The sequence below is a fragment of the Terrabacter sp. 2RAF25 genome (assembly GCF_052115265.1).
Classification (GTDB): Bacteria; Actinomycetota; Actinomycetes; order Actinomycetales; family Dermatophilaceae; genus Terrabacter.
Genome location: NZ_JBFRGJ010000006.1, coordinates 1 through 20,866, shown reverse-complemented (window position 1 = coordinate 20,866; position 20,866 = coordinate 1). Strand labels below are relative to the sequence as shown.

The 20,866-nt window shown below is 71.7% G+C and carries 21 protein-coding genes; 7 read left to right on the top strand and 14 right to left on the bottom strand.

What is annotated here, in order from left to right; all coding sequences use genetic code 11:
* Positions 1 to 12: 12 nt before the first annotated feature.
* The 3 genes from AB4091_RS15175 (at position 13) to AB4091_RS15165 (ending at position 2,816) form a co-directional block, all read left to right on the top strand.
* Entirely contained in the window at positions 13 to 813 is an 801-nt protein-coding gene (locus AB4091_RS15175) for a hypothetical protein (RefSeq protein WP_442292592.1), read from the top strand.
* Complete coding sequence (locus AB4091_RS15170; protein ID WP_442292591.1) at positions 810 to 1,508, top strand: class I SAM-dependent methyltransferase; 699 nt, start codon at positions 810 to 812, stop codon at positions 1,506 to 1,508. Before AB4091_RS15175 ends, AB4091_RS15170 begins: the two co-directional genes overlap by 4 nt.
* Before the next feature lie 189 nt (positions 1,509 to 1,697).
* On the top strand, positions 1,698 to 2,816 hold the full coding sequence (locus tag AB4091_RS15165; protein ID WP_442292590.1) for a flavin-containing monooxygenase: 1,119 nt from the start codon (positions 1,698 to 1,700) through the stop codon (positions 2,814 to 2,816).
* Between the two features lie 26 nt (positions 2,817 to 2,842).
* Here AB4091_RS15165 and AB4091_RS15160 read toward each other — a convergent pair whose 3' ends face one another.
* The 6 genes from AB4091_RS15160 to AB4091_RS15135 all read right to left on the bottom strand — a co-directional run bounded on the left by AB4091_RS15160 (position 2,843) and on the right by AB4091_RS15135 (position 9,668).
* Positions 2,843 to 4,483 (bottom strand): LuxR C-terminal-related transcriptional regulator, encoded by a 1,641-nt coding sequence (locus tag AB4091_RS15160; RefSeq protein WP_442292589.1) that lies wholly within the window; start codon positions 4,481 to 4,483, stop codon positions 2,843 to 2,845.
* A 233-nt stretch (positions 4,484 to 4,716) separates the two neighbouring features.
* Positions 4,717 to 5,601: a carboxylating nicotinate-nucleotide diphosphorylase gene (nadC, locus tag AB4091_RS15155; RefSeq protein WP_442292588.1), complete on the bottom strand. Its 885-nt coding sequence runs from the start codon at positions 5,599 to 5,601 to the stop codon at positions 4,717 to 4,719.
* Positions 5,598 to 7,376, bottom strand: coding sequence for an L-aspartate oxidase (locus AB4091_RS15150; protein WP_442292587.1), 1,779 nt, complete (start codon positions 7,374 to 7,376; stop codon positions 5,598 to 5,600). The genes nadC and AB4091_RS15150 overlap by 4 nt, the downstream gene beginning before the upstream one ends.
* An 11-nt stretch (positions 7,377 to 7,387) precedes the next feature.
* On the bottom strand, positions 7,388 to 7,822 hold the full coding sequence (gene panD / locus AB4091_RS15145) for an aspartate 1-decarboxylase (RefSeq protein WP_442292586.1): 435 nt from the start codon (positions 7,820 to 7,822) through the stop codon (positions 7,388 to 7,390).
* A gap of 47 nt (positions 7,823 to 7,869) precedes the next feature.
* Positions 7,870 to 8,742: a pantoate--beta-alanine ligase gene (gene panC, locus AB4091_RS15140; protein WP_442293108.1), complete on the bottom strand. Its 873-nt coding sequence runs from the start codon at positions 8,740 to 8,742 to the stop codon at positions 7,870 to 7,872.
* Between the two features lie 26 nt (positions 8,743 to 8,768).
* Positions 8,769 to 9,668 (bottom strand): Rossmann-like and DUF2520 domain-containing protein, encoded by a 900-nt coding sequence (locus tag AB4091_RS15135; protein WP_442292585.1) that lies wholly within the window; start codon positions 9,666 to 9,668, stop codon positions 8,769 to 8,771.
* A gap of 32 nt (positions 9,669 to 9,700) precedes the next feature.
* On the opposite strand from AB4091_RS15135, the gene AB4091_RS15130 reads away from it, so the two are divergent.
* Both AB4091_RS15130 and AB4091_RS15125 read left to right on the top strand, forming a co-directional pair.
* The gene (locus AB4091_RS15130; protein ID WP_442292584.1) at positions 9,701 to 10,744 is read left to right on the top strand and encodes an SAM-dependent methyltransferase; all 1,044 of its coding nucleotides are present in this window, start codon (positions 9,701 to 9,703) and stop codon (positions 10,742 to 10,744) included.
* Positions 10,745 to 10,748: 4 nt separating this feature from the next.
* Positions 10,749 to 11,303, top strand: a complete 555-nt coding sequence (locus AB4091_RS15125) for a copper resistance CopC family protein (RefSeq protein WP_442292583.1) — start codon at positions 10,749 to 10,751, stop codon at positions 11,301 to 11,303.
* Between the two features lie 16 nt (positions 11,304 to 11,319).
* Here the strand turns inward: AB4091_RS15125 and AB4091_RS15120 are convergent, their stop codons facing one another.
* The gene (locus tag AB4091_RS15120; protein ID WP_442292582.1) at positions 11,320 to 11,715 is read right to left on the bottom strand and encodes a VOC family protein; all 396 of its coding nucleotides are present in this window, start codon (positions 11,713 to 11,715) and stop codon (positions 11,320 to 11,322) included.
* Positions 11,716 to 11,950: 235 nt separating this feature from the next.
* Here AB4091_RS15120 and AB4091_RS15115 point away from each other — a divergent pair, with 235 nt between their 5' ends.
* The gene (locus AB4091_RS15115; protein ID WP_442293106.1) at positions 11,951 to 13,054 is read left to right on the top strand and encodes an NADH-quinone oxidoreductase subunit D; all 1,104 of its coding nucleotides are present in this window, start codon (positions 11,951 to 11,953) and stop codon (positions 13,052 to 13,054) included.
* A gap of 8 nt (positions 13,055 to 13,062) precedes the next feature.
* A complete protein-coding gene (locus tag AB4091_RS15110) occupies positions 13,063 to 13,317 on the top strand; it encodes a hypothetical protein (RefSeq protein ID WP_442292581.1) in 255 nt (84 codons plus the stop codon).
* A gap of 45 nt (positions 13,318 to 13,362) precedes the next feature.
* Here the strand turns inward: AB4091_RS15110 and AB4091_RS15105 are convergent, their stop codons facing one another.
* From AB4091_RS15105 to AB4091_RS15075, 7 genes are all read right to left on the bottom strand, one after another.
* Positions 13,363 to 14,331: a hypothetical protein gene (locus AB4091_RS15105; RefSeq protein ID WP_442292580.1), complete on the bottom strand. Its 969-nt coding sequence runs from the start codon at positions 14,329 to 14,331 to the stop codon at positions 13,363 to 13,365.
* 88 nt (positions 14,332 to 14,419) lie between these two features.
* Positions 14,420 to 14,899, bottom strand: a complete 480-nt coding sequence (locus AB4091_RS15100) for a DUF3180 domain-containing protein (protein ID WP_442292579.1) — start codon at positions 14,897 to 14,899, stop codon at positions 14,420 to 14,422.
* Entirely contained in the window at positions 14,896 to 15,783 is an 888-nt protein-coding gene (gene folK / locus AB4091_RS15095) for a 2-amino-4-hydroxy-6-hydroxymethyldihydropteridine diphosphokinase (protein ID WP_442292578.1), read from the bottom strand. Before folK ends, AB4091_RS15100 begins: the two co-directional genes overlap by 4 nt.
* Positions 15,783 to 16,604, bottom strand: a complete 822-nt coding sequence (folP, locus tag AB4091_RS15090; protein WP_442293104.1) for a dihydropteroate synthase — start codon at positions 16,602 to 16,604, stop codon at positions 15,783 to 15,785. Before folP ends, folK begins: the two co-directional genes overlap by 1 nt.
* A gap of 53 nt (positions 16,605 to 16,657) precedes the next feature.
* Positions 16,658 to 17,230 (bottom strand): GTP cyclohydrolase I FolE, encoded by a 573-nt coding sequence (folE, locus tag AB4091_RS15085; protein ID WP_442292577.1) that lies wholly within the window; start codon positions 17,228 to 17,230, stop codon positions 16,658 to 16,660.
* 2 nt (positions 17,231 to 17,232) lie between these two features.
* On the bottom strand, positions 17,233 to 19,341 hold the full coding sequence (gene ftsH, locus AB4091_RS15080) for an ATP-dependent zinc metalloprotease FtsH (protein WP_442292576.1): 2,109 nt from the start codon (positions 19,339 to 19,341) through the stop codon (positions 17,233 to 17,235).
* A 195-nt stretch (positions 19,342 to 19,536) separates the two neighbouring features.
* Positions 19,537 to 20,580, bottom strand: coding sequence for a S66 family peptidase (locus AB4091_RS15075; RefSeq protein WP_442292575.1), 1,044 nt, complete (start codon positions 20,578 to 20,580; stop codon positions 19,537 to 19,539).
* Positions 20,581 to 20,866: the final 286 nt, after the last annotated feature.

Genomic DNA, 20,866 nt, shown 5'->3' with positions numbered 1-20,866 from the left:
TAAGGTGTGCCGGTGGCTGAAGCACCTCTGGACCTCCCTCGCGTCTGGGTCGAGTTCACCGATCCCGCCGACGCGAACCAGCGCTACCGCTGCGACCTGACGTGGCTGACGAGCAGCTGGACGTGCATCTTCGGCAGCGGCTGCAAGGGCATCTATGCCGGCCGGCCCGACGACGGGTGCTGCACCCTCGGTGCGCACTTCACGGAGAAGGACGACTGGAAGCGCGTCGAGAAGGCCGTCGAGGAGCTCGGCGGGGACGAGTGGGAGTACCACTCCGTCGGGCGCGCCACCGGCAGCAAGGACGACTGGACCGAGAAGGAGGACGGGGCTCGCAAGACGAAGGTCGTCGACGGCGCCTGCATCTTCCTCAACCGCCCCGGCTTCCCCGCCGGGGCCGGCTGCGCGCTGCACCAGCACGCGGTCCTCACCGGGGTCGAGCCGCACACCCTCAAGCCCGACGTCTGCTGGCAGCTGCCGATCCGGCGCACGTTCCGCACCGTCGAGCTGCCCGACGACACGAGCTACCTCGAGGTGACGATCACCGAGTACGACCGTCGCGGCTGGGGTCCCGGCGGCCACGACCTCGACTGGTACTGCTCGGGCAACCCCGAGGCCCACGTGGGTCGCGAGCCGGTCTACCGCTCCAACGCGCCTGAGCTCACCGAGCTGATGGGGCCGCTCGCGTACGCCGAGCTCGCCATCCGCGCCGAGGCGCACCTGGCCCAGGTCAAGGCCGTACGCGCGCGTGGCGTGCGCAAGCTGCTGCCGCTGCTCGTGCACCCCGCCACGATCGAGGCGCAGCGGAACACATGAGCGACGACTCCGGCATCATCCCCTCCCCCAACATCTGGAAGACGCCTGACGTCTACGAGATCGAGAACCGCGGCGTCGACCGCGACCACGTCATCGAGGACGCGATGCGTTCCGTGCTCGACTGGGCAGGACTCGACGTCGTCGACATCGGTTGCGGCACCGGCTTCCACCTGCCGTACTTCGCCACGACTGCCCGGTCGGTCACCGGTGTCGAACCACATCCCCCCTTGGCCGCCATTGCAGCACAACGGATCTCAGACATGCCGTCGGTTTCGGTTCGTGAGGAGGGCGCGGCTGAGATCGGCGTGCCCGACGCGTCGTTCGACGTCGCGCACGCCCGGTGGTCCTACTTCTTCGGGCCGGGCTCCGAGCCGGGCCTGGCCGAGCTCGACCGCGTCATGCGCCCCGGCGGCGCGGCGTTCGTCATCGACAACGACGCGACGCGCTCGACGTTCGGCACGTGGTTCCGGCGCGCACTGCCGTCCTACGACCCGCGCGCCGTCGAGCGGTTCTGGGAGCGCCGGGGCTGGCAGCGCGAGCGCCTCACCATCAGGTGGGACTTCGACTCACGCCAGGACTTCGAGGCCGTCGTCGGCATCGAGTTCGCACCCGAACACGCCGACCTCATCCTCGCCGAGCACCCGGATGCGACTGGGGTCGACTACGCCGTCAACCTCTGGCACCGCCGCTTCTGACCCGTCGAAAGGCCAAACTTCGCGGGTGCGCCACCGTCGAAAGGCCAAACTTCGCGGGCGCGCGCCTGACGAGTGGCCACCAGCCATGGTCATTCCTACCCATGCCCCCTACCGGAATGGGCATCACGGCCGACGCGGTGACTGCCCCAGCCTTCCTACGGTCGAGACATCGACCACCGGGAGGACACCATGGAGACCATCGAGACCGTCATCATCGGCGGCGGCCAGGCCGGGCTCGCCACGGCGCGAGAGCTCGTGGACAGCGGGCACGAGTGCGTCGTGCTCGAGCGCAACGCGGCCATCGGGGACGGCTGGCGCCAGCAGTACGACTCGCTTCGCCTCTACTCCTCCGCGCGGCACGACTCGCTCCCCGGGATGCGGTTCCCGGGCGACCCGAGGTCGTTCCCCGGCAAGGACGAGGTCGCGGCCTACCTGCAGTCGTATGCCGCCCGCTTCGGTCTGCCCGTCCGGCTCGGTGTGCGCGTCGAGCGACTGGCTGCCGGCCCGGACGGTGACGGCTTCGTGGTGACGACCGACCGGGGCAGCATCGCGTGTCACAACGTCGTCGTCGCGACCGGGACCTTCGGGAGGGCTCCCCATGTGCCGGACGTCGCGACGACGCTCGACCCCGAGATCCTCCAGCTGCACTCGAGCGAGTACCGCCGTCCCAGCCAGCTGCGCGAGGGCCCAGTGCTCGTCGTCGGGGCCTCGCACTCCGGTTGCGACATCGCGTACGAACTGGCACAGAGTCGGCCGACCGTCCTCGTCGGCCGTGACTGCGGTCAGATCCCGGTGCGCTGGGACACGGCTGCCGTGCATGTCGTGTTCCCGATCCTGCTCTTCGCATGGCGCCACGTGCTGACGCGGCGCACGCCGATCGGTCGACGGATGATGGCCGAGATCCGCCACCACGGCGGTCCGATGCTCAGGGTCAAGCGCGCGGACCTGGCGGCCCGCGGCGTCGAGCGGCACGTGGAGCGCGTCACCGGTGTGACCGACGGCCGCCCGACGCTCGACGACGGCACGGTCCTCGACGTCGCCAACGTCGTCTGGGCCACCGGGTTCGAGCAGCACTTCGACTGGATCGACCTTCCCGTCCTCGACGACGACGGCTGGCCGAGGGAGTACCGCGGCGTCTCGACCGACGTGCCCGGCCTCTTCTTCTGCGGGCTTGCCTTTCAGTACGCGTTCGCCTCGATGGTGCTGCCAGGCGTCGGTCGGGACGCGGCCTTCGTCGCGAACCACATCGTGAGCAGGTCGGCCACCGCGACGACGACGCGGCCCGGGGTCGAGGCCGCCGCCGGTTGAACCGCGTGATTCGGGTGCCGGTCCGGTCAGGGCTGGCTGCGTACGAGGTCGTGCTCGAAGGCGAAAGCGGCTGCGGCCGTGCGGCTCCCGACGCCGAGCTTGGTGAAGATGTTGCTCAGGTGACGAGCCACGGTTCGGTCGCTCAGCACCAGGGCCGCTGCGATCTGGGCGTTGCTGCGTCCGACCGCCACGAGGTCGAGCACCTCGACCTCACGTTCGGTGAGACCGGCAGGTCGCGTGCCGGGTGAGCCCAGCCGGTCGAGCGCGTCGACGTCCGGCCGAGCCCCGAGCGAGAGGAGCACCTCCCGCGCGGACGCCACCGCCCGTCGGGCCGACTCGCCGTCGCCGAGTGCGAGGAGCGCCCGTCCGCCGGAGGCCTGGGCGAGCGCTGCGTCGTGGGGCACGCCGAGGCGGAGCCAGGCCTGGTGCGCCTTGCGCAGGTAGGGCAGCGCACCTGCCGGGTCACCGGCGGCCAGCTCGACGCGCCCCCAGGCCGTGGCCGCCGTCGCGGTGAGCACCTCGGACCCGAAGGACTCGGCAAGGCCGTCGAGCTCGCGCGCGCAGGCACGCGCGCCGTCGACGTCGTTCGCGGCCAGCAGGACCTCCACGGCGGCCGGCAGCATCCGGCTTCGTCGCACCGCCGGTCCAGGCTCGCCGAGCAGCCTGCGTACGGCCGCGAGCGCGGCAGCCGTCCTACCGTGGGCCAGCCACAGCAGCGCTGATCCCGGCTGAGGGTCGTAGCCGTGCTCGGCACTCAGCTGGTATGCCGCCTCGGCGGCCTCGAGCTCACCACGCAGGCGCAGCAGGTCGCCGCGCTCGCACGCGGCCTGCCCGACGGCGTCGGTGGCGCTCGCGAGCCGATACCGCTCGATCGCGGCGGTGAGCTCGTCGAGCGCGGCGTCCCAGGCCCCGTGGGCCCGCATCACCTGGGCACGGTGCAGGCTGCACTGACCGGTGAACGTCACGAGGCCGGGCTGGTCGGTGCACCACCGGTGCAGCAGCCGCGTCCATTCGACGACCCGGCGCAGGTCGGAGACCTCCTGACAGCCCTCGATGGCGGTGCAGTAGACGTGCCCGAGCATGACCGGGGCCAGGGTCCGGGTCGTCGCCTCGAGCATCGACTCGTCGAGGAGGGAGAGCCCGTCGATGACTCGGTCGTCGTAGATGGCCATCCGCCCCTGGGCGCACAGCCCGGTCGACAGCAGGCCGGCGTCGTCATGGCGGCGGCCGGCCTCGGTCGCCTCGACCGCGCACGCGTGAGCCTCCGTGAAGCGACCCGCCCCGAGGTGGGTGAACATCCGCGCGAACGCGACGTAGCCGGACTCGAGGCTACCGTCGGGGAGTGCCTCGACGAGGCGCTCACCGCGGGCGAGCCAGGCGGCGGCCGCGGAGGGGTCGCCGCTGGTCCTGCCGATCATCGACAGGTGAAAGGCGCAGCGGGCAGCGCCTGCCGTGTCGTCCTCCGCAAGTCGGACGTCGAAGGCGCGTCGGTAGCGGTCGACGGCGTCCCCGATCCGGCCGAGCAGGTGGGCGGCCGCAGCGGCCAACTCGAGGTCATCCGCCGCCAGACCCCCAGGCCCGACCGAGGACCAACGGTCGAGGGCGGCCGACCACTCACCGCGTTCGAACTCTGCTCTGGCGCTGGCCAGCTCGTCGACGACACCCACGGCACCCTCCTGCCTCGCAGGCTACGCCCACCCCCCCGGTCGAGAAGCCAATGACTGCGAGTGCCACCCGTCGAAAGGCCAGAGTCTGCGCATGCGCGACGGTCGAGGGGCCAACGATCGCGGCGTCGTCGACGCACGAAGTGTGGCCTTTCGACGGTCGGCGACCCACGAAGCTTGGCCTTTCGACGGTCAGCGACCCACGAAGTTTGGCCTTTCGACGGGTGGGGTGGGGGTCAGTCGGTGAGGTCCAGGGCGATGTCGACGATCGGCGAGCTGTGGGTGAGGCCACCGACGGAGACGAAGTCGACGCCTGTCGCCGCGAAGTCGGCGACGGCCTCGACCGTGAGACCGCCCGTGGCCTCGATCTCGACCGGCTGGCCCGCCGCGCGCAGCAGGTCGACGGTCTCGCGCAGCACCTCCACCGACATGTTGTCGCACATGATGAAGCGGGCCCCCGCGTCGTAGGCCTCCCGCGCCTCTGCGGGAGTCGTCACCTCGACCTGCACGTCGACGTCGGGGAAGCGCTCACGCACGAGGGCGTATGCCGCCGCGACCGAGCCCGCTGCCAGCTTGTGGTTGTCCTTGATCATCGCGACGTCGTAGAGGCCCATGCGCTTGTTGGTGCCGCCGCCGCAGCGCACGGCGTACTTCTCCAGCCAGCGCATCCCCGGCGTCGTCTTGCGGGTGTCGAGCACCATGGTCGAGGTTCCCTCGAGGGCATCGGCCCACCGACGGGTGTGGGTCGCGACGCCCGAGAGCCGGCTCAGGATGTTGAGGATGGTTCGCTCGGCCACGAGGATGACCTGGGTCGTGCCGGTGAGCCGCGCGATGACGTCACCACGGTCGAGCCGCGTGCCGTCGTCGTTGACCACCTCGACGGACGGCGTCTCTCGCCCGAGCTTCTCGGCCACCGCGGCGAGCACGAGACCGATGGCGGGCACACCGGCGACGACACCAGGCGCACGCGCGACGATCTCGGCCGTGCGCACCTGGTCGGCAGGGATCGTCGCGAGGGTCGTCACGTCGAGGCCGTCGGGACCGAGGTCCTCGCGCAGCGCGACGGTGACGAGCTCGCGAGCCCAGTCCAGCGGGAAGCCACTCAGGCCGTCGGTGGTCACCGGCGCCCCTCCATTCGTGAGTCATCATGCGCCACAGCCGTTTCGGCGGCGGCCGTGTTGTCTAGATCCAGCCCGTCGAGGTTCGACTGCGGCACCGTCACCACCTCGGCCTCGACCACGCCCGACGCGTTGCGTCGCAGGTGCACGTGGTGCAGGAAGTGCTCGTCGTCGCGGGCCGGGAAGTCCTCGCGCACGTGGCCCCCGCGTGTCTCCTCACGGAGCGCGGCGGCATACGTGAGCGCTCGCCCGAGGTGCAGCAGGTTGGAGGTCTCCCAGCTCTTGGGGCCGCCCTGCTTCTCGGCGTCGTCGGTGACGGCGCGGGCAGCCAGCCCGGCGAGGGTCGCCTGCGTCTCGGCCAGCGAGGTCGCCGAGCGCACCGTGCCCGAACCGGCGGTCATGGCGCGCTGCACGTCGAGGCGCCGCTTGCCACGGATCAGCTCCGGCTCGCCCGCCGGCTCGACGGGCGTGGTCTCGGGGAGCTCGCCGGCGCCGAGCCGGGCGGTGAGGTCGTCGGCGATGCGGCGGGCGAAGACGAGGCCCTCGAGGAGCGAGTTGGACGCCAGGCGGTTCGCGCCGTGGACGCCGGTGCACGACGTCTCGCCGCACGCGTACAGCCCCTCGACCGAGGTGCGGCCCCGGAGGTCGGTGCGCACGCCGCCCGACGCGTAGTGCTGGGCGGGAGCGACCGGGAGCAGCTGCGTGGCCGGGTCGAAGCCGAGCTCGCGGCAGCGCTGGACGATGGACGGGAATCGCTGCTCGAGGAACTCGGCGCCGAGGTGCCGGCAGTCGAGGTAGACGTGGTCGGTGCCGGTCTCGCGCATGCGCCGGATGATGGCCCGGGCCACGACGTCACGTGGCGCGAGGTCGGCGAGCGGGTGCTGGCCCTGCATGAACCGGTCGCCCGCCTCGTCGACGAGGAACGCACCCTCGCCGCGCACGGCCTCGGAGATGAGCGGCTGCTGACCACGCGAGCCCTCGCCGAGCCACAGCACGGTCGGGTGGAACTGGACGAACTCGAGGTCGGCGAGCACGGCGCCGGCACGCAGAGCTGCGGCCATGCCGTCGCCCGTCGCGACGGACGGATTCGTCGTCGAGGCGTAGATCTGCCCGAGGCCGCCGGTGGCGAGCACCACGGCTCGCGCGTGCGCAGCACCGACCCCGTCGACCTGTCCCTCGCCGATGACGTGCAGCGTCACGCCGCAGACCCGCTCGTCGGCGTCGGTGAGCAGGTCGACGACGAGCGCGTGCTCGATGACCTCGATGCCGGGGTCGTCACGCACGCGGTCGAGCGCCGCGATGAGGGCGCGGCTGATCTCGCGGCCGGTCGCGTCGCCACCGGCGTGCAGGATGCGGTCGCGGTGGTGGCCCCCCTCGCGGGTGAGCGAGAGGTCGCCGCTGTCGCCCCGGTCGAAGTCGGCCCCGAGCGCGATGAGGTCCCAGACGGCGTCGGTGCCCTCGGTGACGAGTGTCTCGACGGCGTCGACGTCACACAGCCCGACCCCGGCGACGAGGGTGTCGTGGATGTGCTCCTGGGGGCTGTCCTCGGGCGACATGACGGCAGCGATGCCACCCTGCGCCCACGCGGTGGAGCCCTCGTCGAGCACCGTCTTCGTCACGAGCAGCACACGGTCGACCCGGCGCCGGAGCCGCAGGGCCGTGGTCAGGCCGGCGATGCCGGAGCCGACGACGATGACGTCGGCTGTGGTCGTCCAGCCGGGCGGGAGCGCGCGCAGCCGCCGCGACACGGTCACGTCGGGGAGCCCGCTCTGCGGCATACGGTGGCCTCTCAGTCCTGGTAGTCGTGGTGCCGCTCGGTGACGGCAGACGTCATGAGGCCGAAACCGTCGGGGACGTCACCTGCATCGTGCCCCACCTCGACCACGCGGTTGTGGTCGTCGACGAAGACGACCTGCGGCTCGAACGTACGCGCCTCGGCGTCGTCCATGGCGGCGTACGCGATGATGATGACGGTGTCGCCGGGAGCGATGAGCCGGGCTGCGGCGCCGTTGATGCAGACGATCCCGGTGCCGCGCTCGCCCTCGATGGCGTAGGTCGTGAGGCGGTTGCCGTTGTCGACGTCGACGACGTCGACCTGCTGGCCCGGCCACAGGTCGGCCGCGTCGAGCAGGTCGCGGTCGATGGTGAGCGAGCCGACGTAGTGCAGGTCGGCCTGCGTGACCTTGGCTCGGTGGATCTTCGAGTGGAGCATGAAGCGCTGCACGGGGTTACTTCCTAAGACTCTCGGGCATCGTTGTGGGAGAAAGGGACTCAGGACTGCGAGAAGATCTCGAGCGCCCCACCGCCGGGTCCGACGAGCACGGGCAGGTTGTCGATCAGGCGGGTCGTGCCCACGCGGCCGGCAACCGCGAGCAGGGCCTCTCCGCGATACCACTCGGGCACGTCCTCGAGCGTGTCGGGGTGGACGAGCACGAGGTAGTCGATGAGGGCCAGGGGCTCGCGCACGAGCACGGCCCGCGCGGCACGACGCACGGCCGACGGACCCTCGGTCGCCGCGGCGGCACCCGCGCGCAGGGCCGCTGACAGGCACAGCGCGGTCTCGCGGTCGGACTGCGTGAGGTAGGTGTTGCGGCTCGACATCGCCAGGCCGTCGGCCTCGCGGACGGTCGGCACGGCGACGACGCGCACCGGGAAGTCGAGGTCGCGGCACATCCGCCGGATGAGCAGCAGCTGCTGGGCGTCCTTCTGCCCGAAGTAGGCCGCGCTGCACCGCGTGAGGTGCATGAGCTTGCCGACCACCGTGAGCATGCCGTCGAAGTGACCGGGACGGGCCTGGCCCTCGAGGACGTCACCGAGCGGGCCGGCCGAGACGCGTACGCCGGGGTCGCCGTCGGGGTAGATGACGTCGGGCGTGGGCGCGAAGACGAGGTCGACGCCCGCCGCGGTGCAGATCTCGAGGTCTGCGTCGAATGTGCGGGGGTAGCGGGAGAGGTCCTCCTTGGGCCCGAACTGGAGCGGGTTGAGGAAGATCGTCACGACGACGTGCTGGTGCGTCTTGCGGGCCTGGTGGATGAGGGTCGCGTGCCCCTCGTGCAGCGCGCCCATCGTCATGACGACCGCGACGTCGGCGTCGTCGAGCGCCGACCGTGCCTCGCGCAGCTCGTCGCGGGTGCGGGCCACCATGGGTGCGGTGGGTGCCTCGGGTGGTGTCACGGCTGGTCCTCCTCGTGCGCCAACAGCTCGAGCAGCGGGCCGGCGGCGGACGGACGAAGGCGCCCGCTGAGCAAGGCCCGCTGTGCCGTCGCTCGAGCGAGCGCGAGGTAGGTCGGCTGGATGTCGGGGGCGACCTTGCGCAGCATCGCGACGTGCCCGGCCACGGTACCGGCATCACCCCGCGCCACCGGACCGGTGAGGGCTGCGTCACCCCGCTGCAGGGTGTTGGCGAGCGCCGCCGTGAGGAGCGGCTCCAGCAGGCGGGCGGGATCCTCGATGCCGGTCTCGCCGAGCAGCTGCATCGACTGGGCCACCAGGGTCACCAGGTGGTTGGCGCCGTGGGCGAGGGCCGCGTGGTAGGTGACGCGGTCGTCCTCGGCGACCCACACGGGCTCGCCGCCCATCTCGATGACGAGCGCCTCGCCGACCGGGCGCGCGAGGTCGACCGTCGTGACGCCGAAGCAGCAGCCGCCCAGCCGCTCGAGGTCGAGGGCCGTGCCGGTGAACGTCATCGCCGGGTGCAGTGCGAGCGGGATGATGTCGCTGGCCGCAGCCGACTCGAAGACGGAGATGCCGTGGGCGCCGGAGGTGTGCATCACGAGCTGACCCGGCGTGAAGGTGCCCGTCGAGCTGAGACCCGCGACGAGCGGCTCGAGCGTGTCGTCGGGAACGGCGAGCACGACGAGGTGGGCGCCCGACACGACCTCGGGGATCGGCTTGACCGGCACGCCGGGCAGCAGGCTGGCGGCTCGCTCCAGGCTCGCCTCGCTGACGGCCGAGACCCCGGTGACGACGTGGCCGGCCCGCACCAGGGCCGCACCGAGCACGGCGCCGACGCGCCCTGCTCCGACGATGCCGACGTCGAAGCGCGCGGGGCGGTCGTGCGGGGTGCTCACCCACGGAACGCTATCGCCTACAGTCCGGAGGCGTGGATCCCGTTCCGTGGCGCGAGGCGTGGCACGACGCCCTGTATGCCGCTGGGCGGGGTTTCTACGTCGCGCGCGGTGGTCCGGCGGCGCACTTCACGACCGCAGCCCACGGGGTGACCGGGCGCGTGCTCGCCGAGGCGTTGCTCGGCGTGTGGCACGCCGAGCACGGCACCCGCCCGCCATCGGTGGTCGTCGACGTGGGCGCCGGACGCGGCGAGCTGGCGACGCACCTCGTGGCGGCCCTTGCCCAAACCTCATCCCCGCCTAGGTATACCGTCGCGCCGGGTCGCGACGAACCACCTCCACCCAGCGGCGCAGGCGTGCGGGTCGTGGCCGTCGACGTCGTGGAGCGACCCACCGGGCTCGACCCGCACATCGAGTGGCTCCGCTCCCCGGGCGGGCCCATGCTCCCGGTGGAGCTGACAGGCCTGGAGGACGTGCTGGTCGTCGCCCACGAGTGGCTCGACGTCGTGCCGTGCACCGTCGCCGAGGTCGACGCGACGGGTGGGCTGCGCGAGGTGCTGGTCGACCCTGCCACGGGTGACGAGACGCTCGGGGGACTCGTGCCGGACGCGGAACGCACCTGGGCCGCCGCCCACTGGCCCGTCGCCGCCTCGGGCGACCGGGTCGAGGTGGGCCTCGCCCGCGACCAGGCCTGGGCCAACCTCGTCGCGCGGGTCGTCTCGGGCACCCTGGTGGCCGTGGACTACGGCCACACGGTCACGGAGCGGCCGCGCGAGGGGACGCTGACGGCATACGCGAGCGGTGGGCTCGTGCACCCAGTGGCCGACGGCTCGTGCGACCTCACCGCCCACGTGGCCGTGGACAGCCTCGACGCCGACGAGCTGCATCTGCAGCGTGATCTGCTGCGCGAGCTGGGCCTCACCGGGGCCCGGCCCGACCACGCCGTGGCCGGCACCGACCCGCTCGGCTACCTGCGGGCGCTGGAGCGCGCCGGCGCCGAGGCGGAGCTCTCGAGGCGAGGTGGCTTCGGGGACTTCTGGTGGGCGGTCAAGCGCGTCGGTGGGCCCGACGTACCCTGACGGCATGCGTCGTCTCGTCTCCATCCTGCTCGGCCTCGGACTCTCGGTGGGGCTGCTCGGGGCGGCACCGCTGGCGGCGTCCGCGCACGACGTGCTTGAACGCACCAACCCCGCTGACGGCACGACCGTCTCGAAGATGCCCGCCACCGTCGTGCTCACCTTCTCCGAGGCGCCCCTCGACATCGGCTCTCAGGTGGTCGTCACGGGACCGTCCGGCCCAGTCTCCTCGGGGGCTCCGACCATCAGCGGTCGTGACGTCACGCAGTCCGTTGCCCCGAACGCCCCCGGCGGCGACTACACGGTGACCTACCGCGTCACCTCGGACGACGGGCACCCGGTGACGGGCACGTTCTCGTTCCACGCGACCATCGGCCTCGACGGGTCGACCGCCACGGCGGGCGCCACGGTGCACGTGCGGCCGGCCGACTCAGCCGACCAGGAGGCCGCCCGCGGGTCGCTCCTCGTGCCGATCCTGCTCACCGTCGTCACGACGATCCTGCTGCTCGCCCTCGCCGGCTACCTCGTCCTGCGCGGACGTGAGGCGGACCGGCGCACCTGATCGGCTCGGAGCCGGCTCAGTCGGCTTGCGGCAGAGGCTGGTTGAGGAACCACCGGTGGCCGAACGGGTCATGGAACACAGCGACCCGACCGATGGGCGCGTTGTCCTCGGGACCACGGTCGACGGTCCCGCCGCCCTCGCGCACGGCGGCGCAGACGGCATCGACGTCGGCGACGGTGAGGTGCAGCGAGACCGCACTGCCCCGGGCCGGGTCAGGCGGCGCGACCCCCGCCGACCCGAACTCGTCGGACATCATCCAGCGAGCGCCATCGACCTCGAGCTCGCAGTGCCCGACGCGTCCGTCGTCCATGACGATCGGCTCGAACACGACCTCCGCCCCGAGCCGCTCGCGGTACCAGTCGATGGCGGCGCGCGAGTCCGAGACGCAGATGTACGGGGTCAGCTCGCTCATGTCGTCTCCGCACTGTTCGGCTCGTCTGTTCGGCTGGTCTGTTCGGCTCGGTGCCGACACGGCACCGACGCTACGCGGCCGACGTGCGGAACGGGGCTCACGGCATACTCGGGCGCATGAGGCACGTAGGGTCGACTCCGTGAGCGAGACGACGACGCCGACGACCCCGACGGCGTCCACACCCGGCCGCGCGCTGACCGTGGGGGTCGGCGCCGGCGGCCTCGCGACCGCCGACATGGTGCTCAACATCGGCCCGCAGCACCCGGCCACGCACGGCGTGCTGCGCCTGCGCATCGTCGTCGACGGCGAGCGCATCGTCAGCGCCGAGCCGATCATCGGCTACATGCACCGGGGCGCCGAGAAGCTCTTCGAGGTGCGCGACTACCGCCAGATCATCGTGCTCGCCAACCGGCACGACTGGCTCAGCGCCTTCAGCAACGAGCTCGGCGTCGTGCTCGGCGTCGAGCAGATGCTCGGCATGGAGGTGCCCGAGCGGGCCGTGTGGGCGCGCACCGCGCTCGCCGAGCTCAACCGCGTGCTCAACCACCTGATGTTCCTCGGCAGCTACCCGCTCGAGCTCGGCGCGATCACGCCGGTCTTCCACGCGTTCCGCGAGCGCGAGGAGCTCCAGGCCGTCATGGAGGAGGTCTCGGGCGGGCGGATGCACTACATGTTCAACCGCGTGGGCGGCCTCAAGGAGGATCTCCCCGCCGGGTGGATGGGCCGCGTCGACAAGGCGATCGCCAACGTGCGGCGGCGCCTGCCCGACCTCGAGCGCCTCATCGTCGGCAACGAGATCCTCGAGGCGCGCACCCGCGGCGTCGGGGTGCTGTCGCGCGAGACGGTCGAGGCGTACGGCGTCTCTGGCCCCATCGCGCGAGCCAGCGGGCTCGACGTCGACCTGCGCCGCGACGCGCCCTACCTGGCCTACGGCGAGCTCTTCGGCGACAAGGGACCCGGCCGCGTCGTCACCCGCACCGCCGGCGACTGTCTCGCGCGGCTCGAGGTGCTGCTCGAGCAGGTCCACGTCTCGCTCGACCTCGCCCAGGCCTGTCTGGACCGCCTCGTGCAGCTGCCCCAGGGGCCGATCAACGTCAAGCTGCCCAAGGTGCTCAAGGTGCCCGAGGGCGAGATCTACAGCGCCACCGAGAACCCCCTCGGCTTCAACGGCTACTACCTCGTCTCGCGCGGCGAGAAGACCCCGTGGCGGCTCAAGCTGCGCTCGGCGTCCTTCAACAACGTCAGCGTGCTCTCGGAGATGCTGCCCGGGCAGCTCATCGCCGACATGGTCGCGATCCTCGGTTCGATGTTCTTCGTCGTCGGCGACGTCGACAAGTGAGGGTCATCGTGAGCCGAAACCCTTTGGGGCGTATGCCGTTCCGCCCGCTCTCGCGGGCCACCGTCCTCCGCGCCGCAGCGGTCACCGTCATCACCGCGACGGTCACGCTCGCGGCGGCCTGCTCGAACGAGGACACCGTCGACACGGTCCCGCCGCCCTGGCCGACCCGCACCACCAAGCCCGACGGCCCCCCGCAGCCGCCGACGTCGACGACCACCACGAAGACGCCCACGTCGACGTCCACGGTCGCCGGCACCACCTGACAGGCAGGCCACGGGTCAGCACGGGTCAGCTCGGGTCAGCTCGGGTCAGAAGGCGGGCACCCCGAGCAGCCGCGGGCGACCCGTCACGACGTCGATGACCGGCCGGGTGCCGAGCGGCTTCGCCAGGTGCAGCGTGGCGGGTTTGGAGATGTAGATCGCCGGGCACGCCACGTCCTTCGGTGGCGGCTGCGCCGTGCCACCGACGACGACCATGTCGCCGAGCTCGACGACGTGTGCCGCGAGGTCCACGTCGCAGCCACCGCCGGCGATGCCCACGTCGACGGTCGCGCCGTCTACCCGCTTGAGCGAGTCCGCGGCGCGCAGCCCGGCCGGCGCGTCGGGCAGCCCCGCCAACGGTCCCTGGTACTGCGGACGCACCATCACTCCGTCGCCGACGGCGATCACCGAGATCGTGTGCGACAGCCCGTCGATGGTCAGCCGCCAGACCGGTGCGGTCACCTCGCCCTGGGCCGTGCGCACCTTCGCCTCGCTGAGCACGGCCCTGGACACGACGAGCCTGCACTGCGCAGCGACGACCGCGTTGCAGTCGGTCGGCGTGCCGAGTGCGCCGTCGAGAGTGCGGTCGAGCGCGCGGCGGACGCCCAGCAGGTCGACGGGGCGGGTCGAGCCGTCTGCGAGGCGCAGCGTGCCCGAGCCTGCGACGGCCTTGTCGACAGCGGGTGCCAGGGTGATGTGACCGGAGCCCCAGGCGACCTTCTGCTCGCTCGTGTCGAAGCCCTCGTCGACTCCCCAGCCCGAGAGCAGCACCAGCTGGGTCGGGGGCACGGGCACGCCGGCGCGGCGTACGGCATCGGCGACGAGCCGGGCGCGGTCGACGAACTCTGCTGATGGTGCGCGAACCGGCAAGGGTGTCGAGCCGGGGTTTCCCGGCACGGGATCCGTGCCGACGTCGTCCCTGGCCGGCACGCTCGTCACCGCGCCCGAACCGCCCGGGGTGTCCGTCCCCGTGGCCGCGCAGCCCACCAGCAGGCCGGCCCCCACCGCGAGTGTCACGGCCCATCGGCCGCTCCGAGCCGTCCGCGTACGTGCCCCCAGAGATCCCATGTCATGGATGACACCTCGGGCGGGCCGTTCGTTGCGCTCAGGCGCGGTCGGTGTCGTCGTCCTCGTCGTCGCGCGGCCGCAGCCGGCACCAGGCCTGGACGAGCATGCCCGAGACGGCCAGCAGCAGCGCGACGACGGCGTGCAGCAGGAAGGGCCAGATCCGCCCGCGCTGGGACACGACGTCGGCGTCGGGCAGCAGCACCAGCACGTTCGCGACGTACCAGCCGACGAGCACCGCACCGGTGAGCGCACCGGCCTGGCCGAGCACGAGCGTGCGGGCCGCCCGGAGCGGCGTGACCGCAGGGTTGGGCGAGCCGTCGCGCACCTTGCGCACCTGCCAGCCGGCGACGAGGAGGCCCCCACCGAGGAAGAGCATCGCGGCTGCCCCGACCCAGCCCGGCTCGGGCACGGGGGTGCCGCGGGAGGCCAGCAGCCGCAGCACGAGCCATGCGAGCACGGTCATCGCCACCGCCGCGAGCACGAGGGTGGTGGCGCGCACGCCGGAGTGCGGTCTCACTGCTGCTCCCATCGGGGGCCGGGGCGCACGCCCGACCGGTCGAGGTCGGCCAGGAGATCCGCCACGGGCCGTATGCCGTCTGCTCCGGGGTCTACGCGCAGCGTCGCCTGCGGGTCGGCGTCGCTCCACGGCACGAGCACGAAAGCCCTCTCGCGGGCGCGAGGATGCGGGAGGGTGAGCGCAGGGTCGTCGCTGACAACCTCGCGGTGACCGCCGGGCTGGCCGTACTGGATGAGGTCGAGATCGAGGGTCCTTGCACCCCAACGGATCTCGCGGGTGCGCCCGTGATCGGCCTCGATGCGGTGCAGCTCGGCCAACAGGTCGTGCGGGTAGAGAATCGAGCGTGCCACGACGACCGCGTTGAGGTACTCGGGCTGCTCGGGGCCGCCGACGGGATCGGTCGCGACGATGTCGGACACCGACGTCACGGTCAGCCCTGGCAGCGCCGTGAGCGAGGCCACCGCGTCGACGAGGGTCTGCCCGCGGTCGCCGAGGTTCGTGCCGAGGGCGATGACGACGTGGGCCGCGTTGTCGCGCTCGACGCGCACCTGCACGTCGGTGAAGGGCTGGCCCACCGGGGCCTCCGGCTTGTGCACGACGACCTCGACCCGGTCGACGAGGTCATGACGGAGCACGTCGTCGGCGATGACCTCGGCGAGCCGCTCGATGAGGTCGAAGGACGGTCCGGTGATGCGCGCGACCACGTCGGCCGCGACATCCGCGTAGTTGACCGTGGCGGCGAGGGCGTCGGTGCGGCCGGCCGGCTCGAGGTCGCACACCATCGTCACGTCGACGACGAACGTCTGGCCGTCGCGCTTCTCGAAGTCGAGCACGCCGTGGTTGCCGCGGGCGGAGACGCCCTGCAGCACGATGCGGTCGGCCATCAGTCGAGGCCCTCCCCGTCGGCCGGGGCGTGGTCGAGGGCGGCCTGCACGACCGACAGGGCGCGCACGGTCGAGGCGACGTCGTGCACGCGCACGCACCACAGTCCGGCCATCGCGGCCATCACCGAGGTGGCGGTCGTCTCGACGTCGCGATCGGCGGCCGGTCGCGGGGTCTCGTCGGCGGCAAGGCCGAGGCGCCCGAGGAAGGCCTTGCGGGAGGCGCCGAGCAGGATCGGGTGTCCGAGGTCGTGGAGAACGGGCAGGGCCGCCATGAGCGCCCAGTTGTGGCCGGCGTTCTTGGCGAAGCCGAGGCCGGGGTCGAGCACGAGGTTGCCCTCGTCGATGCCCCCGGCGAGCAGCGCGTCGCGCCTCTCGGCGAGCTCGCGACACACGTCGGCGACGACGTCGTCGTAGTCGGCCCGCGACTGCATGCTCGTGCTGTGCCCCCGCCAGTGCATCGCGATGTACGGCAGCCGGTTCGCGGCGACCCACGGCACCATCTCGGGGTCGGCCAGGCCACCGGACACGTCGTTGACGATGGTGGCGCCGGCGTCGACGGCGGCACGGGCCACGGCCGCCCGCATGGTGTCGACCGAGATCACCGCACCGTCGGCGGCGAGGGCCGTGACGACGGGGACGACGCGGCGCAGCTCCTCCTCGACAGAGGGGCGCTCCGCACCGGGGCGGGTCGACTCGCCACCGACGTCGACGATGTCGGCGCCGGCCGCCAGCACCTCACGGCCGTGCGCGATGGCGGCGTCCTGCTCGAACCACTCACCACCGTCCGAGAACGAGTCGGGGGTGACGTTGACGACGCCCATGACGACGGTGCGGTCACGCTCGCCGAGGAGCGCAGTGGTGTCGTCGGTCGCGCTCACTTGTTGCCCTCGAGCATGAGCGCCATGGCCTCTGCTCGAGTGGCCCCGTCGCGCAGCTGACCACGCACGGCCGAGGTGATCGTGCTGGCTCCCGGCTTGCGGATGCCGCGCATCGACATGCAGAGGTGCTCGGCCTGGATGACGACGATGACGCCGCGCACCGACAGGTGCTCGACCAGGGCGTCGGCGATCTGCGACGTCAGCCGCTCCTGCACCTGCGGGCGACGAGCGAAGACCTCGACCAGGCGGGCCAGCTTGGACAGGCCGGTGACGCGACCGTCCTTGTCGGGGATGTAGCCGACGTGGGCGACGCCGTGGAACGGCACGAGGTGGTGCTCGCAGGTGCTGTAGAGCTCGATGTCGCGGACGATGATGAGCTCTTCGTGGTCGATCGAGAAGGTCGTGCTGAGCACCTCCTCGGCCGTCTGGTCGAGGCCGGCGAAGATCTCGGTGTAGGACCGGGCGACGCGGGCCGGGGTGTCCTGCAGGCCCTCACGGTCGGGGTCCTCACCGATGGCGAGCAGGAGCTCGCGAACCGCCGCCTCGGCCCGCGCGTGGTCGATGGCCACCCTCAGCCCTTCTCGCCGGGGTTGACCGGCTGGTCGTCCGGGACCTCGATGACCTGCTCGACGGGGTGCTCCTCGGCGAGCGGGTGGGCGCCGACCGAGGCGGCCTCGTCGATCTGGTCCTCGATGACCTTGTCGGCCGGGACCGGCGGCGGCAGGTGGCCGTTCCGGCCCCCGGCGCCGTTCTGGCGCGCCGCGATCTCGGCGGGCGTCAGCACCGGCGGACGGTCGCTCAGCTGGCGCGTCTGCGACGACAGCCAGGTCGGGCGGGCCGGCTGCTTGACGACGGGCTTGAACAGCTCGGCGAGCTCGTGGACGTTGAGCGTCTCCTTCTCGAGCAGCTCCAGCACGAGGTGGTCGAGCAGGTCGCGGTTGGCGTTGAGGGCGGCATACGCCTCGTCGTGCGCGGAGTCGATGAGGCTGCGCACCTCCTCGTCGACGATGCGGGCGACGTCCTCGGAGTAGTCGCGCTGGTGACCCATGTCGCGGCCGAGGAAGACCTCGCCCGTGCTCTGGCCGAGCTTGATGGCACCGACGCGCTCGGACATGCCGAACTCGGTGACCATCTTGCGGGCCATGCCCGTGGCCTTCTCGATGTCGTTGCTGGCACCGGTGGTCGGCTCGTGGAAGACGATCTCCTCGGCGACACGGCCACCGAGGGCGTACGCGAGCTGGTCGAGGATCTCGTTGCGCGTCGTGGAGTACTTGTCGTCGACCGGCATGACCATCGTGTAGCCGAGGGCCCGGCCGCGCGGCAGGATCGTCACCTTCGTCACCGGGTCGGTGTGGTTGAGCGCCGCGGCGACGAGCGCGTGGCCACCCTCGTGGTACGCCGTGATCTTGCGCTCCTTGGCCGACATGATGCGCGTGCGCTTCTGCGGGCCCGCGATGACGCGGTCGATGGCCTCGTCGAGTGCGGCGTTGTCGATGACCTTCTTGTCGCTGCGGGCGGTCAGCAGGGCCGCCTCGTTGAGCACGTTGGCCAGGTCGGCGCCGGTGAAACCGGGCGTGCGGCGAGCGACGGCGAGCAGGTCGACGTCGGCCGTGACCGGCTTGCCCTGGGCGTGCACCTCGAGGATGCGGTGGCGGCCGATCATGTCGGGCGCGTCGACCGCGATCTGGCGGTCGAAACGGCCGGGACGCAGCAGGGCCGGATCGAGGATGTCAGGGCGGTTGGTCGCCGCGATGAGGATGACGTTCGTCTTGACGTCGAAGCCGTCCATCTCCACGAGCAGCTGGTTGAGGGTCTGCTCGCGCTCGTCGTGGCCGCCGCCCATGCCGGCGCCACGGTGGCGACCGACGGCGTCGATCTCGTCGACGAAGACGATGGCCGGCGCGTTGGCCTTGGCCTGCTCGAAGAGGTCGCGGACGCGGCTCGCGCCCACACCGACGAACATCTCCACGAAGTCGGAGCCGGAGATCGAGTAGAACGGCACGCCGGCCTCACCCGCGACGGCGCGGGCGAGCAGCGTCTTGCCGGTGCCGGGCTGGCCGTAGAGCAGCACGCCCTTGGGGATCTTGGCGCCGACCGCGAGGAACTTCGCCGGCTCCTGGAGGAACTCCTTGATCTCCTGGAGCTCCTCGATGGCCTCGTCGCAGCCAGCGACGTCGGCGAAGGTGACCTTGGGTGTGTCCTTCGTCGCAAGCTTGGCGCGCGACTTGCCGAACTGCATGACGCGGTTGCCGCCCCCCTGCATCTGGCCCATCAGGAACCAGAAGAGGCCGAGGATGATGATGATCGGCAGGATCGAGAAGAGCAGCGAGCCGAACCAGCTCTGCTGGTCGATCTGGTCGTCAACGCCCTGCGTCGGGGGCTTGGCGTTGAGGGCGTCGACGACGTCCTTGCCGCGCGCGTCGACGTAGAAGGCGTAGACCGACTTCGCGTCCTTCACGGTGCCGTCGGCCGAGGTGTACGGCGTCTTGAGCGTCAGTTCCATGCGCTCGTTGTTGAGCAGCTTGGCCGACTCGACGTTGCCGTCGGTGATCTGCTTCATGGCAGCCGACGTGTCGATCCGGGGCGGGCCGGACTCCGAGAACATCATGCCGAAGACGAGCGCGCTGATGAGGACCAGGATCCACAGCAGTGGTGTGCGCAGAATGCGTTTGGCGTCCATGTACGTGCGGGGCGCGAGCGCCCCGGTCCTCCTGCTCGTCCGGTGAGTCTTTCCACCGGCACAACGTCCGGCGGACTACCAGTGTTCCGCATGGCGGGGTGGCACGGCCAACCCGGTGGCCGTCTTCTCGTACCCGTCCACGGCGTGCGCGGACCGTGGGCCCGGGCGGCGACTCCGTGGTGGGCAGACCGACCGTCAGGAGAAGTGTGCCGTCACCGTCCGCGCGACCCCGTCGACGGTGACCTGGCCGCCGTAGGGCAGCACCCACTGAGGCGACGTGTGCCCGAAGTCGACGTCGAGCGCGACGACGAGCTCGGGGTTGTACTCGGCCACGGCCCGAAGCACCTGGTCACGATGCTCCGCACGCCACGCCGACGCCTCCTCCACGGTGCGCTCGTGCCCGGGGCCGGATGCGAACGGTCGTGCCCACAGCAGCGCGGAGGCCGCACCGAGCACGCCACGCTCGCCGAGGTTGCGCAGGCCGCGAGCGTGCTCCTCGGGGGACGGCATCTCCTCGCTCGCCTCGAGCGCCAGGACGCAGCCGGCATACGCCTCGACCGGTCGCACGAAACGGCCCACCTCGAGCGTCCAGCGGAGGATCTCGATGTTGCCGCCCCACGTCTGGCCCGTCACGACCCGCTGCGGCCCGGACCACGTCCACGGCTCGGCGGGCGCGTCGGGCGGCGCGTCGGTGAGCGCTGCGGGGTCGTCCCAGCGCAGACCCATGTCGCGGGTGCGGGCGACCGGCGCGAGGGTCACGTCGCCCCCGAAGAGGGCCGCCCGGAGCGAGGTCAGGTGCTCGGCGTCGGGCGAGGGGCCGGGACCGAGGTGCACCTGGGTCGAACCACCGTGCACGCCCTCGATGCCGTGGAACCACAGCCAGTTGAGCAGGTTCGTGTTGTCGCTGTAGCCGAGGAACGGTTTCGGGTCGGCGCGCACGACGTCAGGATCGAGGTGGCGCAGCACCGTGATCTGGTCGTCGCCGCCGATCGTGGCCATGACGGCCCGGATGTCGGGGTCGGCAAAGGCCGTCATGAGGTCCCCCGCCCGTTCGGCAGGCGAAGCCAGCGCCCGCGTCGTCGGGTACTCCACCGGCTCGAGGCCGAGCTCGTCGCGCAGCCGGCGCATCGCCTGGTCGTGGACGGCGGGGAAGAGCGCGGGCGCGGCCCACGAGGGCGAGAGCACCGCCACCTTGTCACCCGGTCGGCAGCGGCGCGGGCTCACGATCTCGTGCGTCATGGCCTCGATCCAACCAGCAACCCCGCCCAACGCTCCGGTCGAGTGCCCACGTCCCGACACGGACGCCCGATCGAGTGCCCACTCTCCGACGGGCGTACGCGTCGGGAAGTGAAGTGAGCACTCGACGGGGACGGGGTGGGCGGTCTCAACTCGTGTGTGCAACGGTGAGTAGTTCGTTGAGCCTAACGGCCGGGGTGTGGAAGCCGAGGGTGGCTCGGGGTCTGGTGTTGAGCAGGTGTTCGACCTCGGTGACGCGTTCGTCGGTGACGGTGGTGAAGTCGGTGCC